Origin of the sequence: Undibacterium cyanobacteriorum, from assembly GCF_031326225.1 — a bacterium.
Taxonomy (GTDB): domain Bacteria; phylum Pseudomonadota; class Gammaproteobacteria; order Burkholderiales; family Burkholderiaceae_D; genus Undibacterium; species Undibacterium cyanobacteriorum.
In genome coordinates this window covers 3,421,463-3,436,566 of record NZ_CP133720.1, presented here as the reverse complement: position 1 = coordinate 3,436,566, position 15,104 = coordinate 3,421,463, and the positions used below count along the sequence as shown (strand labels likewise).

Below are 15,104 nucleotides of genomic sequence, written 5' to 3'. Positions count from 1 at the left end.
CCCTCGCCATTAGCTCGAACAAGAACATCTTGCGATCGCCTACCTACATTAGTTGAGATAGGCGTGCTCAAAGCATTCACCTATTAAGCTGCAGTAGTGGCGATACTGGATCAGGCATGCATCAGAAACGGTATTCCAAAGTTGCTGTGACAGTGCGTGGTGCGCCGTAAAAAGCAGTTACGCTACCTTCACCCAAAGTTGGGAAGAAGTAGCCTGCGACTTTGTAACGTGTATCGTTGAGGTTTTTACCATGTAAGCCGACTCGCACATTGTTATCGCGGCTGGTCCAGACGATGCTGGCATCCACTAAACGATAGGCTTCTTGATCGAGTACCGGATTCGGTGTTTCGAATTGATACGTTTTGCTGCGATGGGTCAAACTTGCGATCAAGCTCAGCTTGCCATTGTGGCCCATCACTGGCATGTCCCAATCATAGGTGGCCCGGATGTTTCCAGAATTGCGTGGCGTATTTTGGAACACGCGCTGTGCACTGACATCGGCTCCTGTTGCACCGATGAATTGGGTGTACTTCGCATCGATATAGCTATACATCGCAGAGAGACGGAAGTTGTCGCTGAGTTTCGCAATTGCTTCTAATTCGAGACCATCGATCTTCGCTTTACCGGCATTCGTCACAACACCTGCAAAGCTATCGTCTTTGCCGTCACCGTTGGTATCGATCGCCACGGAGCCAGGAATTTGTACGTCACGATAGTCACTATGGAACAAGGCAGCGTTGGTGAAAATGCGACCATGATCAAATTCAGATTTCAAACCCAATTCAAAAGTCTTGATGGTTTCAGGTTCAAAACCTTTTTTCGCTTTGTCGAGCGACAATTTGGTGCCGACAATATTTAAACGCGGATCAAAACCACCACCTTTGAAACCTTCCGACCATGATGCGTACACGCTTTGTTCCGGCGTTGCTTTCCAGCTCAATGAAACACGAGGTGTGAATTTTTTGTCGGTACGATCGAGATCACTCTTACTCAAATTGGTATCCGTGCGGAACAGTGTTGCACCAGGATTGCCTAAAGCTGGTGAGCCTGCTGTGCCTAAATAGATTTGACGCAAGATTGCCGCTTGACGTTGGTCGACGGTATAACGACCACCGGCTGACAAGCTAACGGTATCGCTCAAATCCATACTGGCGTCAGCAAATGCTGCCCATGCTTTGGTATCGACATCACCCTCAGTGAAAGTGGAGGTGCCGAGCAAACGTACGTCAAATTTATTGTAAGCGTTCGCGTCAATATAGTAGATGCCCGCTAAACCTTGCACCGCTTTGGTGTTGAAAGCGAGTTGGAATTCTTGGCTGGTTTGGCGATTTTTGTAGATGGCAGGAACGTCGAAATCCACTTTATTCAAGGAGTCGAAGTCGATCGGTGCATATGAGGTGTCGTGACGCGAAGCGGTGATCGATTTGAAGGTGAATTCGTTGTTGAGGCGCCACTCGAGCAAAGCAGATGCACCGGTTTGCGTGACTTGTTGTTTGTGACCCATGACGCTATTGAGGTTGGCGTAGGAATCATAAACATTGTCTAGGATCGGTGCATTGCTGATTTTGCCGACCGTCAATCGATGACCATGTTTTGCATTGGAATCATCTTGCGTGGTATCTGCTGCGATACGAATAAAGACGTCGCTATTCGGTGTGAATTCTGCACTCAGGCGCGCTGCTGTGATGTCTTTGTTGTAGTTGTCTTCGCCGGTTGCCAGATCTTTACCGAAGCCGTTGCGCGTGAATTTCGCCAAGGCCGCACCAACGCGAACCGTGTCTGAAACAGGGATGCCCGCCGTGATCATGCCATCGGCTTGACCGTAACTACCCACACTGGTTTTCAAACGGACGTCAGTGTTTGGGCCTAGCTTGCGCGTGATGTACTTGACCGCACCGCCAATGGTGTTACGACCATACAAGGTACCCTGTGGGCCGCGCAAGACTTCGACGCGATCGACATCATAAATATCGGCCACAGCGCCCTGTGGACGTGCCAAGTAAATATCGTCGAGGTAGATGCCAACACCAGATTCGAAACCAGCAACTGGATCTTGTTGACCAACACCGCGCATGAAGGCGGTTAAGGTGCTATTGGTGCCGCGAGAGGCAGACAGCGTCGTGCTCGGTAAAGTTTGGGCGATGCTAGTGATGTCTGGGATGCCATTTTTAGATAATTGATCAGCGCCGATCTCAGTGACTGAAACGGGTACATCTTTCAAGGTTTCTTCGCGACGACGGGCTGTCACTGTGACGACTTTTGGTTCGTCATTGTTGGCGCTGGCTTTGGCTTGATCTGCGCTTTGGGCGAGCGCAAGATCAACGTTCAGGCCACTGGCGGCAACTAAAGCAATGGCGGTCCGACGGAATAAGAACTTGGTTTGGGAATGTGAACGCATGGTGGGGTCTCCGTTATAGTTTGAAATCTATACGCTTGGAATTGCTGCCAAACTTCGTCGAGGAAAATTTCTCTTAGGTTTCTAGTGGCAATTCGAACGCTTTAAGTCGTATATGGGTTCGCAGTGTGGCGATTTTTTCTGTCGACCGTAAGATGAGAAATTGCGCAGTCTCTGTGCAAAAATGCACAATTGAGGTCTAAGTGTCTGAAAATGAAAGAGTTTGTTGGTGGTGATAGGTTTTCTTGTTTGTCGTTTTTAGGCCAATTTAGGCCTAAAACGTGGTAAATTTCTTGCCTGAAATGAAGTGGCGGATTTTTCACGCACAGGGGATTACATGAGTAACTTACCGGAATGGACAGATTTACGTTTTTTTCTCGAACTAGCACGTTCTGGCACGCTCTCGGGTACCTCGCGTCGTCTCTCAGTCGAGCACACAACGGTGGCGCGGCGCATTGACCGTCTTGAACAACAGTTGGGGACAACCTTATTTGATCGTAGTCGGGAGGGGTATCAACTCACGGAAATGGGACTGAGCTTATTGCCGCATGCAGAGGCGATGGAGAGTGCGGCCTTGGCTGCCACGGAACAATTGGCGGGCATTCAAGTGTCGGCGCGAGGTTTGGTACGTCTCGGTGCGCCTGAGATCTTTGGCACGCAAGTGATTGCTCCGATGTTGGTCGGCTTACTCAATGAACATCCAGATTTAAATATTGATTTGTTATTGTTGCCGCGTTTTGCCAACCTCGCCAATCGTGAAGCCGACATTGGAGTCATGCTTGATCCGCCGAGTACTGGGCGTTATATGGTCACCAAAATGGCGACTTTCCGCATGTATTTGTATGGATCAAAAGAATACTTGGCACGCCATCCGCCGATCCGCGAACATGCGGATATTGCGCGTCATGAATTTGTCGATTACGTGCAAGATCGCTTGGCCAGTAGTGAGCTCAATTTTTTTGATGAGCTCGGCTTCACGCCACGTCGCCGACTGTGCTGCACGGGCATGATGGCGCAATGTGAGGCTGCGGCGATGGGCTTGGGCTTGGTCTTGGCGCCGCCGTATGCAGTCCGGAATCACCATAACTTGGTGCCAGTGCTAGAGGATCAATTCCACGCTGAACGTTCGTTCTGGTTGGTGGCTCCGGTTGATTTGTATCGTTTGCAAAGGGTGAGGGTGGTGTGGAATCTCTTGCGTGAGTATGCCGACAAAAACCTGCCGCTTTTCAAGAATGATGAGACGGAAATTGAGTTTTCGCGTACTCGTAAGAGTTTCGAATAGGAAGAAAGCCTGATCGTAGTTTCGCCACCTCGCCAGCAGAGGGTGGAGTCTTAAAGGCTCTTCACTCGGCTACTTGAAAACCAACAGTCTTGAGCATCTCAACGACCTTGACCCGCGTTATTGGTTTTTCAAAAGTCGCTCTGACTTTGATACCCTGAATGCGAGCGAGCTTCTCGGCTAAGTTCAGCACTGGGCCGTCATAGTTGGCGAGATTCCAATGTTGATCTTTCGGTGGAGTCAGATTATGGCCCGACATGATCAGCACTTCCGCCTGACAGCCTTCACGCGCTAAATGTCCGAGCAATTCCATGCCGCCAAGTTGTGGCATGCATAGATCGCAAATAATCAGATTCGGTTTGGCGTTAGCTTGCTTAAAAAGCTTCAAACCTTCGATGCCGTTCTTGGCTAAAACGACCGAAGTTGCTCCAAGGTCGAGCAAAGTCTCTTTCATGAGATCGAGCAAAAATTCGTCATCGTCCACAAGTAAGATGTGGAGCGCTTCGGTGCGCAGAGGGGATACTTGTGAATGCGGCATAGAGATCACTAAAACTGCAACGTCGCGTCAATGAGTGTCAGGGAGTATAGCGAAAAAACTATGACATAAGTGTTGCAGGGACGAAATAAAATGCTTTATTCGCGGCAATGCTACACTTCGCAGATCAGGTTAGAAGGTAGTTTTAAGTTTTTCATTTCGCAAGTTCTCAAATTCTCCATTTACAGAAACAGAAGCAATGAGCAATCATCTAGAAACCTTCGCTGCGGCAAAATACATTAAACAAATTGGCAGAGGTAAAGAGGGAGCGAGGAGTCTCACTCGCGATGAGGCGCAAGAATTGTACGGTGCCATGCTCGACCAGCGCGTCTCCGAGCTTGAACTGGGCGGAATTTTGTTGGCGATGCGTATTAAGGGCGAGAGTATCGATGAAATCGATGGTTTTCTCGCAGCGGCTAAGCAGCGTATGACATTGCTGCAAAAACCAATCTCAGCGAAATATGCGCCCGTGATCATTCCAACTTATAACGGCGCGCGTAAACGTCCCAACCTCACACCGTTGCTGGCTTTTTTGCTGGCACGCGAGGGCGTGCCAGTGCTGCTACATGGTGTGCGTACTGACCCAGGTCGTACCGCGAGTGCAGAGATTTGGCAGGCTCTAGGCTGCAGTTTGGCAACAAGTGTCGCTCAAGCCAATCAGCAACTCGCGCAAGATTTGGTCAGCTTTTTACCGCTCGATGTGCTGATGCCTGGTATGCACGCTTTATTAGAAAAGCGTCGTATCTTAGGCTTACGTAGTTCGACCCATACTCTGGTCAAGGTGATGCAGGTGTTTGACTGCGCGGCACTTCGCCTCACGTCTTATACGCACCCCGAATATCAAGTCCTTCTGCACGACTACTATTCTCAGCGTTTGAGTGGCGCACAGGGTGCTGCGCTACTCATGCGTGGCACGGAAGGAGAGACCGTGGCAAGTACCGGACGTGCGCAACAAATCAGTTTGTATCGTGCAGATGGAACCACGGTATTGCAGGAGCAACAAGCGAGCTTGGAACAAGAGCATCCCGATTTACCGAGTGCGATCGATGCGCCAACAACTGCACTGTGGATCGCCGATGTGATACGAGGAGAACGACCGGTTCCCGTCAACATCGCGCAGCAAGTGGCTTATTGCAAGCAGGTTGCCGCGAGTTTGCTCTGATTTTGCATTACAATGCGCGGGCTGTTCCCCATGAAAGTCATCTATGTCCTCTAGTTCTTCTAGTTCATCGAGTAACGCTGCACCCTCGACGCCAAGTCAAACCTCTCCGAGTACTCACAAAAGCGCAAAGAATCATTTTGATGTCGTAGTGATTGGTGCTGGCGCGGCAGGAATGATGTGCGCGGCCGTTGCTGGGCAACGCGGGCGACGTGTTTTGATGATCGATCATGCTAGCAAATTGGCGGAGAAAATCCGCATTTCAGGTGGGGGACGCTGTAACTTTACCAACCTGCATGTAGGCCCTGCGAACTTCATTTCAGAGAATCCTCACTTTTGCAAAAGTGCTCTGTCACGATATACACCGCAAGATTTTCTGAGTTTGATTAAACGCTACAACATTGCTTATCACGAGAAACATAAGGGGCAATTGTTTTGCGATCATAGCGCTGAAGATATTATTCAGATGCTCAAAACGGAATGTGACCGTGGACATGTGCAATGGCGTATGCCATGTAATGTTGATGAGGTCAGCAAAACGGAAGCAGGGTTTTTGTTGAATACCTCGCATGGTCAATTGAGCTGTGAAAGTTTGGTGGTGGCGACAGGTGGCTTATCGATTCCCAAAATTGGGGCAAGTGATTTTTCTTATCGCATCGCTAAACAATTTGGTCTAAAAGTGGTCGAGCCACGTCCCGCCTTGGTGCCATTGACCTTTGATGCAGCGAGTTGGGAGGCCTTTGTACCGCTCGCTGGAATTTCACTCGAAGTTGACATAGAAACAGGCGCCAAAAAAGAGCGAATGGTATTCCGCGAAGATTTGCTTTTTACGCACAGAGGATTGTCGGGCCCTGCCGTTTTGCAAATTTCGAGTTATTGGCAGAGCGGTCAAGCAATACGCGTGAATTTGTTGCCAGAGATCGATGTGGCTGAGGAGTTGATCGCCGCTAAATCGACCAGTAAAAAGAATTTATCGAATTATTTAGCAGCCTACTTACCATCCCGTTTAGTTGATGGCCTATTGCAGGCACATGGTTTTGATGGCGACCTCAAAATCGTCGATATGCAAGACAAACGATTGCGTTTGCTTGGTGAAAAGTTGAATCGTTGGGAGCTGTTCCCGAATGGGTCTGAAGGCTATCGCAAGGCGGAAGTAACTCGTGGCGGCGTTGATACTCGCGCCGTCATGCAACAGAGCATGATGGTAAAAGATGTGCCCGGACTGTATTTTGTCGGCGAAGCCTTGGATGTGACGGGTTGGCTCGGTGGCTTCAACTTTCAATGGGCTTGGGCCTCGGGTAATGCGGCTGGCTCGGCGGTTTAAACGAGTACCGCAGCATTGTTTGTTACTGCAATGAAGTAGTTATATTGGTTCGATGTTGGAATATTTGCAGCAATATCATTGATGCTCAGGCAATCAATTGCTGTGGTGATAATTGATCTGGCATGCCGTATATATAGTCGACTAGCGAGACTGTCTTTTTTGCGTAAGATTTCATCAGTTAACTTCCAAAATCAAAAAAATCCTGCTATGATCTCGGTCTTCCTATAAATTTTTACTTGGTTCCGAACTTAAATGACCACAATTCGCCTTAAAGAAAACGAGCCGTTCGAAGTCGCCATGCGTCGCTTCAAGCGCACCATCGAAAAGACCGGTCTGTTGACCGAATTGCGCGCTCGCGAGTTTTATGAAAAACCAACTGCAGAACGCAAGCGTCGTTTAGCAGCAGCTGTTAAACGTCACTACAAACGTATTCGTAGTCAGCAATTGCCTAAGAAAATGTATTAATCTTTTTGGGCATTGAGTGAGCAATTACTTGGTGTCAAAAGAATTAAACTGATTCAGGTTTGCATGCCCGCTCCGGTAGTCCGCAGCGGGCTTTGTTATTTCTTGTTTTGATTTATTTATCCCAGCAGGAGTTGGTATGAGCTTAAAAGAGCAAATTACGGAAGACATGAAAGCCGCCATGCGCGCAAAAGATACGGCAAAGCTCAGTGCTATCCGTTTGATCACTGCCGCCATGAAGCAAAAAGAAGTTGATGAACGTGTTGAACTCGATGACACCATGGTGTTGGCAATCATCGAAAAAATGATCAAGCAACGTAAAGACTCGATTACGCAATTCGAGGCGGGTGGCCGTCAAGATTTGGCGGATATCGAAAAAGGAGAATTGGCGATCTTGTCTGCGTACATGCCAGCGGGTCTCAGTGATGCGGAAATTCAAGCCGCAGTGGCTGAAGCAGTGGCGCAGACTGGCGCAACAGGTCCACAAGACATGGGTAAATTGATGGGTGTTTTGAAGCCAAAGTTAGCTGGTCGCGCGGATATGACAGTCGTTTCGGCAATGGTCAAAGCAGCTCTCGCGAAATAAGAAAGTGAACAGCATGATCTCTCCGTTTGTTGGGTTTCAACTTACGAGATAGGTTGGTAACAGGAAGCTTAGTGGTCGCTAGTAGTTCGATCGCGAGAATGACTTCCTCGTATCAAGTATTTATTTCTGTTGAGTAGACTCGACGCGGAGATTGAAGTAGGTTTCAAGCCTTGCGCTATGTGTGAGGTCGATGGTTTCTATTGATTCAGGCTGCCACTGTGATACCACAAAGTTTTATTCAAGATCTGCTTGCCCGCGTTGACATCGTTGATGTCGTGGGTAAGTACGTCCAGCTTAAAAAAGGTGGCGCAAACTATATGGGTTTGTGTCCCTTCCATAATGAAAAGTCCCCGAGTTTTACGGTGAGCCCGACCAAACAGTTTTATCACTGTTTTGGGTGTGGCGCACATGGCACTTCGATCGGCTTCCTGATGGAATATTCCGGCATGAGTTTTGTTGATGCCGTTAAAGACTTGGCTCTCAACAATGGCATGGTTGTGCCAGATGACGATCGCATGTTGCCAGCGCAAAGGGCGGAACATACAGCGAAAACGCTCGCTTTGAGCGAAGTCATGACCAAGGCTTGCGAATATTACCGTGGGCAATTGCGCGGTTCCGAACGTGCCATCCAGTATCTGAAAGGCCGTGGCCTGACTGGGGAAATCGCAGCGAGATTTGGTTTGGGTTATGCGCCCGATGCTTGGGATAGTCTGCGTTCGGTTTTTCAAGACTATCAAGACCCTGCGTTAGCAGAGTCTGGCATGGTGATCGACAAGAGTGATGATGCAGGTGCACATCGAAAACGCTATGACCGATTCCGTGATCGTGTGATGTTCCCGATTCGCAATACCAAAGGACAGGTGATTGGTTTTGGTGGACGCATTCTCGACCAGGGCGAGCCAAAATATTTGAACTCACCCGAAACGCCGTTGTATCAAAAAGGCTTGGAGTTGTATGGTCTATTTGAGGCGCGGCAGGCAATTCGCGATGCGGGCTATGTGTTGGTGACGGAAGGTTACATGGATGTGGTGGCCTTAGCGCAGTTGGGCTTTCCACAAGCGGTGGCGACGCTCGGAACCGCCTGCACCCCAACGCATGTGCAGAAACTTTTGCGTCAAACCGATCAAGTGATTTTTAGTTTTGATGGCGATGCTGCAGGTAGAAGAGCGGCTCGGCGCGCCTTAGATGCCTGTCTGTCCCAGGTCAATGATAGTAAGGTCATAAAGTTTTTGTTCTTACCAGTTGAGCATGACCCTGACAGCTATGTGCGCGCTTATGGCGCCGAGGCTTTTGAGCAGGAGGTGCGCGACGCTATGCCACTTTCGCAATTTTTTATTCGCGAAGTGACGGGTGAGAATGATTTGGGGACGGCCGAGGGGCGCGCGAAAACGCAGTTCGAGGCCAAGCCATTATTGCAACAAATGACGCCTTCGGCTTTGCGTTTGCAATTGGTGCGAAGTTTGGCCAGCATCACGCAGTCAACTCCGGGAGAAATTGAGTCCTTATTTGAGTTGTCGCAGCCGGTCGCACGCGTCAAAATTGCTCCGCCCAAGGCAAAACGGAGTGCACCCGTTGGTTTGGAGCGACAAGTTTTGCGAATTTTGGTCGCACATCCCGCGCTAGCTGTCATGATAAGCGATAAGGTACTTGCCGATGCGGCAAGATTATCGCCCGACGGCGCTGATATGCTAAAACAGCTTGTTTCTATTGCAAAACCAATGGGAGAACAGGCAAATTTTGCGGTGTTGGCAGAAAGTTTGCGCGCCACAGGTTCTGATTTTGATCCTCTTATTGCGGAAATTGCTGAGCAGGTTGAGTCGGGAGTTGAGGTTGTTTCGCTGGAGTTGGCGGGTGCTTTGCGACAGATGCGAACACAAGTGCTGAAATTGGAATTGGATGAGCTGGTAGCGCGCGGTTTGAAGTCGAACGAAGATGTGGCGCGTTATCGAGAGATCATGCAATTGCAAGAAGTGATTAGAAAAGAGGCGTTGGCGGAAGCTGCGATACGTACGCCGGATGCTTAAAAAGTAATTAAAGTTTCTTTAAGGAATGCATATTTCTTAAATTGCATTTCTGCGCAGAAATTAAGCAGGTTGACTTGTAAAAAAGAGCATTAAAAGCAGAGATTTTTATTGAAAAAAAGCTTACAAATTATGGCGTTTACACAGCGTTTTCATTGAGTAAAAGAGTGGCAGGTGCTATAATTAAAAGCTTTCGATTCAAGGTCTTAGGTTGTTTTCATTCTTCGTTGAGTCGATTCTGATAACGACGAGAATGTGTTGTTTAGGTGAGCGTAGGCTCCTCCGAGTAACCCAAAACACCGACTCAGAATTTTGGTGGGTTTGATCCGTTAAAAAATGCGCTGCCTGGCAGATTTGCACTGATGGCAGTGCTTTATTTTTTAGTGATTCAACATCGATTTTTTGTTTCGGCTGGTTTGATTCAATGGCTAGTGCAATGAAGAAACCCGCGAAAAAATCAACATCCGTAGTGACGAAAAGTTCCACTAAAACGGCCGCCGCAAAAAAAGCCGCACCTGCAGCTAAGCCAGCTTCAAAGACAACCACAAAGCTAGCTAGTAAAGTAGCTTCGGTAGCCCCGAAAGGCGCCTCGAAGGCAGTAGCTAAGCCTGCTGCGAAAGCCATCGCTAAGGCTAGCACAAAGTCTAATACTAAGGCTCCTGCCAAGGCCGCACCAAAGACAACAAACAAAGCACCGACCAAAGTCGCGGCGAGAACATCTGCGAAGGCTACTAAGCCTGTAACGAAGGCTACAACTAAAGCTGTATCTAAGACGGCAACTAAGCCAGTCGCTAAGACTGCGACCAAAACATCGGCCAAGGTAAGTGCAAAATCAGTAGCGAAACAGCCAGTCAAGGCGAACACGAAATCCGCCAGTAAGCCATCGGCAAAGACAAGTGCCAAGAGTGTTGCGAAAGCGCCCGCAAAGGCTGTCACTAAAGTAGCGACGAAGGCAGCCGCGGGTAAAGTTGCAGCGAAGGTTCCATCTAAAGATGTCATCAAAACGAGCAGCAAGGCAGCGAGCAAAACGGCGGTAGCTGCTACTAAGGTAAGTACAAAAACAAGTACAGCGAGCAAAAGTGTTGCAAGTAAAGTGACCGAGAAAAAAGTCCTTGCGAAAGATGTTAAACCGCCTAAAGTGGAACAGAAGACTGTAAAATTGGTTCAGAGCAAGATTTCGAGTGAAGATGTAAAATCGTCGGTGAGTAAAAAGGAAGTTGAAGTGTCAAAAACGCGCGCAACAAAAAACGAATCACAAGCAGAGCCGAAGTTGAGTAAAGAAGCAGCAGAAGCAGCGAAGACCTCAAGCAAGAAAACTAAAGTTGTAGAGGAAGTTGTGGAAGTAGCGGGTGCGAAGAAAGCTAGCACCAGCAAAGCCTCAAAAGCAAACAAAGCAAGCACCGAAAACACCGTTGTTGAAACCAAGCAAGTGGAAACTGTGAATAACGAAGTGCCTGCCGCCGACGACAAAACAACAAAAAAATCGGCGCGCGCTGCGGCCAAAACGGAAAAGGCGCCTGAAGTGCAAGAGATCAAAACGGGATCAGCACCTACTGTCAGTCAGACTACCGATGCGACTTTATTGGCTAGCATCGACACCTCTGGCTATGTACTGCCGGGCGTAAAAGTGCCTGGTCGTCGTGGCCGTAAGCCAAAAGATTTCCAACCAGAGAATGAAGAAATGGCTGCGCTCAACGCGGTCGAACGCGCTGAAATGAAAGCGCTCGACAAAGCCAAAGCGAAAGACCGCAAAGCTAAAGAAAAGGCTTTGTTGAAAGACGCATTCTCTGCCGACCCAGAAGCTACCGAAGAAGAACTTGAGCGTCGTCGTCAGCGTTTGAAAACGCTGATCAAGATGGGGAAAGATCGTGGCTATCTGACCTTCGCTGAAATTAACGACCACTTACCAGAAAACGTGGTTGATCCAGAAGCGATTGAAGGCATTATCAGCACCTTTAACGATATGGGTGTGGCGGTCTATGAACAAGCACCAGATGCTGAAGCCTTATTGTTGTCTGATAACGTCGTTACAGTAGCGACAGATGATGATGAAGTTGAGGCTGCCGCTGAAGCTGCTTTGTCTACCGTCGATTCTGATTTCGGCCGCACGACTGACCCAGTCCGTATGTATATGCGTGAAATGGGAACGGTCGAATTGCTGACACGTGAAGGTGAAATCGTTATTGCGAAGAAGATTGAAGAAGGTCTGAAAGACATGATTCAAGCAATCTCCGCCTGTCCAACAACCATCTCAGAGATTTTGGCGCAAGCAGATCGTATCGCTAGTGAAGAAATCAAAGTTGACGACGTGGTCGATGGTTTAGTCGATCCAAACGCTGAAGCCGAAGAAGAAAAAGCGGTTACTTTGGCTGCTGACGGCGACGATGAAGATGACGAAGAGGAAGAGGAAGACGAAGAGGAAGAAGACGAAGATGAAGGTGGCGGTTCAGTCGCAACCGGAATCTCCGCTGAGCAACTCGAGCAACTCAAACGTGACTCCTTGGCCAAGTTCGCCATCATTCGCGAAAACTTCGACAAGATGCGTAAAGCCTTTGAGAAAGAAGGCTACAACTCGAAGACCTACGTGAAAGCACAAGAAGCGATTTCCAATGAACTCTTGGGTATTCGCTTCACCGCGAAGGTCGTAGAAAAACTGTGCGACACCTTGCGCGGTCAAGTCGACGAAGTTCGTCACGTAGAAAAACAAATTTTGGATGTGGTGGTGAACCGTTGCGGTATGCCACGTTCTCACTTCATCAAAGTATTCCCAGGCAATGAAACGAATTTGGCGTGGGTCGAAGGTGAAGTGAATGCGGGACATTCCTACAGCGCAGTGTTGGGTCGTAACGTTCCTGCAGTTCAGCAATTGCAGCAAAAACTGATCGACCTACAAGCACGCGTTGTGTTGCCATTGCCAGATCTGCGCAACATCAATAAAAAGATGTCTGCCGGCGAAATGAAGGCTCGTAAAGCAAAACGCGAAATGACTGAAGCCAACTTGCGTTTGGTGATTTCGATTGCGAAGAAGTACACCAACCGTGGTTTGCAATTCTTGGACTTAATTCAAGAAGGTAATATCGGTTTGATGAAGGCGGTGGACAAGTTCGAATATCGTCGTGGTTATAAGTTCTCGACTTACGCAACATGGTGGATTCGTCAGGCGATTACGCGTTCGATCGCGGATCAAGCGCGTACGATTCGTATCCCTGTGCATATGATCGAAACCATCAACAAGATGAATCGTATCTCACGTCAAATTTTGCAAGAAACGGGTGCGGAGCCAGACCCAGCAACGTTGGCGATCAAGATGGAAATGCCTGAAGATAAGATTCGTAAGATCATGAAAATCGCTAAAGAACCGATTTCCATGGAAACACCGATCGGTGACGATGATGATTCTCACTTGGGCGACTTCATCGAAGACAATCACACCTTGGCACCATCTGATGCAGCTTTGCATGCATCGATGCGTAACGTGGTGAAAGATGTCTTGGATTCTTTAACACCACGCGAAGCAAAAGTATTGCGTATGCGGTTCGGTGTTGAGATGTCGACCGATCACACTTTGGAAGAAGTCGGTAAGCAGTTCGACGTGACGCGTGAACGTATTCGTCAAATAGAAGCGAAAGCGCTACGTAAGTTGCGCCATCCTTCACGTTCCGACAAGTTGAAGAGTTTCCTCGAAGGGAACTAATTTGTTTTCGTGGAGGGCAGTGTAGCCGCCACAGAGCATTGAGGTGATCTTTACTGATCTGAGTCAGTTTGGTTATAAAAGAACCGCAAGTTTTATCGCTTGCGGTTTTTTATTTTGCGTCAGTGAAAAGTGGTCGAAAGCCGCATTAAACCTTGTCTCTAGCGCCTCTCATGTAATACAATGAGCCCTCTTTTTTGCAGCGCAATTTCGTTCTCGGATTTGTTCTACAAATAGGGCCTCTAGCTCATGCTTGGTTAGAGCAGCGGACTCATAATCCGTTGGTGCCCGGTTCGACTCCGGGGAGGCCCACCAAGATTGAGCTGAAAAGGACTTGTGCGAACAAGTCCTTTTTTGTTTGTAGTGCGTGTTTTGGCGCGAGCTCTCAAAACCTTAATCAATCATCGCCTTGGCCACCAATAAAGTATCGGTGAATTGCTCGAATGCGATGATTTTTTGTTTCTCAACTTTCCATACGTGCGCCACTCTGGCATTGAGGGCTTTGCCGCTTTGACGATGTTGTGCGAGGTAATTGCCGATGCCGATCACAGTGTCGCCGGCATCAATCAATTGTTCAAGTTCGAAGCGATAATTGATCCAGTCTTTGGCCAGCACTTTAAACACATTGTCGATCACTTGTTGCGGCCCAATCCATGTGCCTGCGCATGGAAAACCTTGCATCTCGGTCCAACGCACATCGGCAGCGACGTCGCGCATCATGCCTTCGATATCTGCTTTTGCTGAGGCAGCGTAGTGTGCTTTGATGATCGCGTAGGCACTTTGGCTCAGGTGGTGTTCTTCATTTTGATGCATGTTCATGCTCTTTCCTTTGCTCCTTCATATGCTCGTGTGCTTCATGATTTTTTAAAGCTTGCTGCCAAGTTGGTGATCTTCAGCGCTCGATTTCACAAGCATCCACGGAGCACAAAACAGCTCGCTCTCCAGTGAGCGCAGGCTTCGCCTCAAAGCGCGATTCTTGCGCGGAAATTTCTGCCAGTATCAGTTGCACATGGGCGCTAAATGCTTCGGGTTTGCCGATATACGATCCAACATCAAGTTTGCGAAATACGCCATTGTGTTCGATCGCCATACTCGGAAATCCTTGAACTCCAAGTTGTTGCATCAATCGGTGGGTTTGCTTGAAATGCGCTTCGCACGTACTCTCGCCGAGCTCTTTGGACATCAATAACTTCATACGTTCTCTGACGCTGCTTGGCTCGTAACCTAAGTTCGCGGCGATTTCGCAGACTGTATCGATATCTGCGATGCGTTGACCTTCGACATAGTGTGCTTGCTGTAAAGCGCTGAGCATGGCGAGCCCCGCGTCAGGCTGCGTACTTAATTGCTCGACGGCGATGATGGCTGCGCTTGGCACCTCGGAATCAAACAATGCTTGTGTGTTTTCGAGTAGCCCATAGGTGTAGCCGCTGCCGAAAGTTTGGCCACTGAGCTTAGCGATGTGCGAGTCATGACGTCGTACAAAATCGCGTAATTGCGCGGTGACGAATTGACGACGAGCGCCAGTCATCATGCCGCCGGCATGAAGTTGTATCGAGATCAGTGCTTGCGCTGCCCGTACTAAGGGTGCAGCGCCATAGCACCATCCACATAGGGGATCGTAAATGTAATGGAGTCGAGCGGCGTTCATTGTT

General features: G+C 48.7%; 12 protein-coding genes and 1 tRNA gene. 8 read left to right on the top strand and 5 right to left on the bottom strand.

Features of this window, described 5'->3' with window-relative positions; genetic code table 11:
* Positions 1–121: 121 nt before the first annotated feature.
* Positions 122–2,398: a TonB-dependent receptor gene (locus RF679_RS14375; RefSeq protein ID WP_309481317.1), complete on the bottom strand. Its 2,277-nt coding sequence runs from the start codon at positions 2,396–2,398 to the stop codon at positions 122–124.
* Positions 2,399–2,732: 334 nt separating this feature from the next.
* Between RF679_RS14375 and RF679_RS14370 the strand changes: the two genes are divergently transcribed.
* Positions 2,733–3,677 (top strand): LysR family transcriptional regulator, encoded by a 945-nt coding sequence (locus RF679_RS14370; protein WP_309481316.1) that lies wholly within the window; start codon positions 2,733–2,735, stop codon positions 3,675–3,677.
* A gap of 61 nt (positions 3,678–3,738) precedes the next feature.
* Here the strand turns inward: RF679_RS14370 and RF679_RS14365 are convergent, their stop codons facing one another.
* On the bottom strand, positions 3,739–4,212 hold the full coding sequence (locus RF679_RS14365; protein ID WP_309481315.1) for a response regulator: 474 nt from the start codon (positions 4,210–4,212) through the stop codon (positions 3,739–3,741).
* Positions 4,213–4,408: 196 nt separating this feature from the next.
* Between RF679_RS14365 and ybiB the strand changes: the two genes are divergently transcribed.
* From ybiB to dnaG, 5 genes are all read left to right on the top strand, one after another.
* A complete protein-coding gene (gene ybiB / locus RF679_RS14360; RefSeq protein ID WP_309481314.1) occupies positions 4,409–5,371 on the top strand; it encodes a DNA-binding protein YbiB in 963 nt (320 codons plus the stop codon).
* 172 nt (positions 5,372–5,543) lie between these two features.
* Entirely contained in the window at positions 5,544–6,692 is a 1,149-nt protein-coding gene (locus tag RF679_RS14355) for a BaiN/RdsA family NAD(P)/FAD-dependent oxidoreductase (RefSeq protein ID WP_373921784.1), read from the top strand.
* A 252-nt stretch (positions 6,693–6,944) separates the two neighbouring features.
* Positions 6,945–7,157 carry a 30S ribosomal protein S21 gene (gene rpsU / locus RF679_RS14350; protein WP_186891961.1) on the top strand — a complete coding sequence of 71 codons (213 nt, stop codon included), beginning with the start codon at positions 6,945–6,947 and terminating at the stop codon, positions 7,155–7,157.
* A 136-nt stretch (positions 7,158–7,293) separates the two neighbouring features.
* Positions 7,294–7,740 carry a GatB/YqeY domain-containing protein gene (locus RF679_RS14345; protein ID WP_309481312.1) on the top strand — a complete coding sequence of 149 codons (447 nt, stop codon included), beginning with the start codon at positions 7,294–7,296 and terminating at the stop codon, positions 7,738–7,740.
* 218 nt (positions 7,741–7,958) lie between these two features.
* Positions 7,959–9,764 (top strand): DNA primase, encoded by a 1,806-nt coding sequence (dnaG, locus tag RF679_RS14340; protein ID WP_309481311.1) that lies wholly within the window; start codon positions 7,959–7,961, stop codon positions 9,762–9,764.
* A gap of 195 nt (positions 9,765–9,959) precedes the next feature.
* Here dnaG and RF679_RS14335 read toward each other — a convergent pair whose 3' ends face one another.
* A complete protein-coding gene (locus RF679_RS14335) occupies positions 9,960–10,760 on the bottom strand; it encodes a hypothetical protein (protein WP_309481310.1) in 801 nt (266 codons plus the stop codon).
* 523 nt (positions 10,761–11,283) lie between these two features.
* On the opposite strand from RF679_RS14335, the gene rpoD reads away from it, so the two are divergent.
* Complete coding sequence (gene rpoD, locus RF679_RS14330; RefSeq protein ID WP_309484022.1) at positions 11,284–13,455, top strand: RNA polymerase sigma factor RpoD; 2,172 nt, start codon at positions 11,284–11,286, stop codon at positions 13,453–13,455.
* Between the two features lie 233 nt (positions 13,456–13,688).
* Positions 13,689–13,767, top strand: a tRNA-Ile gene (locus RF679_RS14325).
* Between the two features lie 78 nt (positions 13,768–13,845).
* Here RF679_RS14325 and RF679_RS14320 read toward each other — a convergent pair.
* Both RF679_RS14320 and RF679_RS14315 read right to left on the bottom strand, forming a co-directional pair.
* Positions 13,846–14,265 carry a nuclear transport factor 2 family protein gene (locus RF679_RS14320; RefSeq protein WP_373921783.1) on the bottom strand — a complete coding sequence of 140 codons (420 nt, stop codon included), beginning with the start codon at positions 14,263–14,265 and terminating at the stop codon, positions 13,846–13,848.
* 79 nt (positions 14,266–14,344) lie between these two features.
* Entirely contained in the window at positions 14,345–15,100 is a 756-nt protein-coding gene (locus tag RF679_RS14315; protein ID WP_309481308.1) for a DsbA family protein, read from the bottom strand.
* Between the last annotated feature and the right edge of the window lie 4 nt (positions 15,101–15,104).

Coding starts and splice junctions, on each gene's coding strand:
- rpsU (WP_186891961.1), top strand. CDS start 6,945: ATGACCACAATTCGCCTTAAAGAAAACGAGCCGTTCGAAGTCGCCATG.
- RF679_RS14370 (WP_309481316.1), top strand. CDS start 2,733: ATGAGTAACTTACCGGAATGGACAGATTTACGTTTTTTTCTCGAACTA.
- RF679_RS14320 (WP_373921783.1), bottom strand. CDS start 14,265: ATGCATCAAAATGAAGAACACCACCTGAGCCAAAGTGCCTACGCGATC.
- RF679_RS14365 (WP_309481315.1), bottom strand. CDS start 4,212: ATGCCGCATTCACAAGTATCCCCTCTGCGCACCGAAGCGCTCCACATC.
- RF679_RS14335 (WP_309481310.1), bottom strand. CDS start 10,760: ATGACATCTTTAGATGGAACCTTCGCTGCAACTTTACCCGCGGCTGCC.
- ybiB (WP_309481314.1), top strand. CDS start 4,409: ATGAGCAATCATCTAGAAACCTTCGCTGCGGCAAAATACATTAAACAA.
- RF679_RS14355 (WP_373921784.1), top strand. CDS start 5,544: ATGATGTGCGCGGCCGTTGCTGGGCAACGCGGGCGACGTGTTTTGATG.
- RF679_RS14375 (WP_309481317.1), bottom strand. CDS start 2,398: ATGCGTTCACATTCCCAAACCAAGTTCTTATTCCGTCGGACCGCCATT.
- RF679_RS14315 (WP_309481308.1), bottom strand. CDS start 15,100: ATGAACGCCGCTCGACTCCATTACATTTACGATCCCCTATGTGGATGG.
- RF679_RS14345 (WP_309481312.1), top strand. CDS start 7,294: ATGAGCTTAAAAGAGCAAATTACGGAAGACATGAAAGCCGCCATGCGC.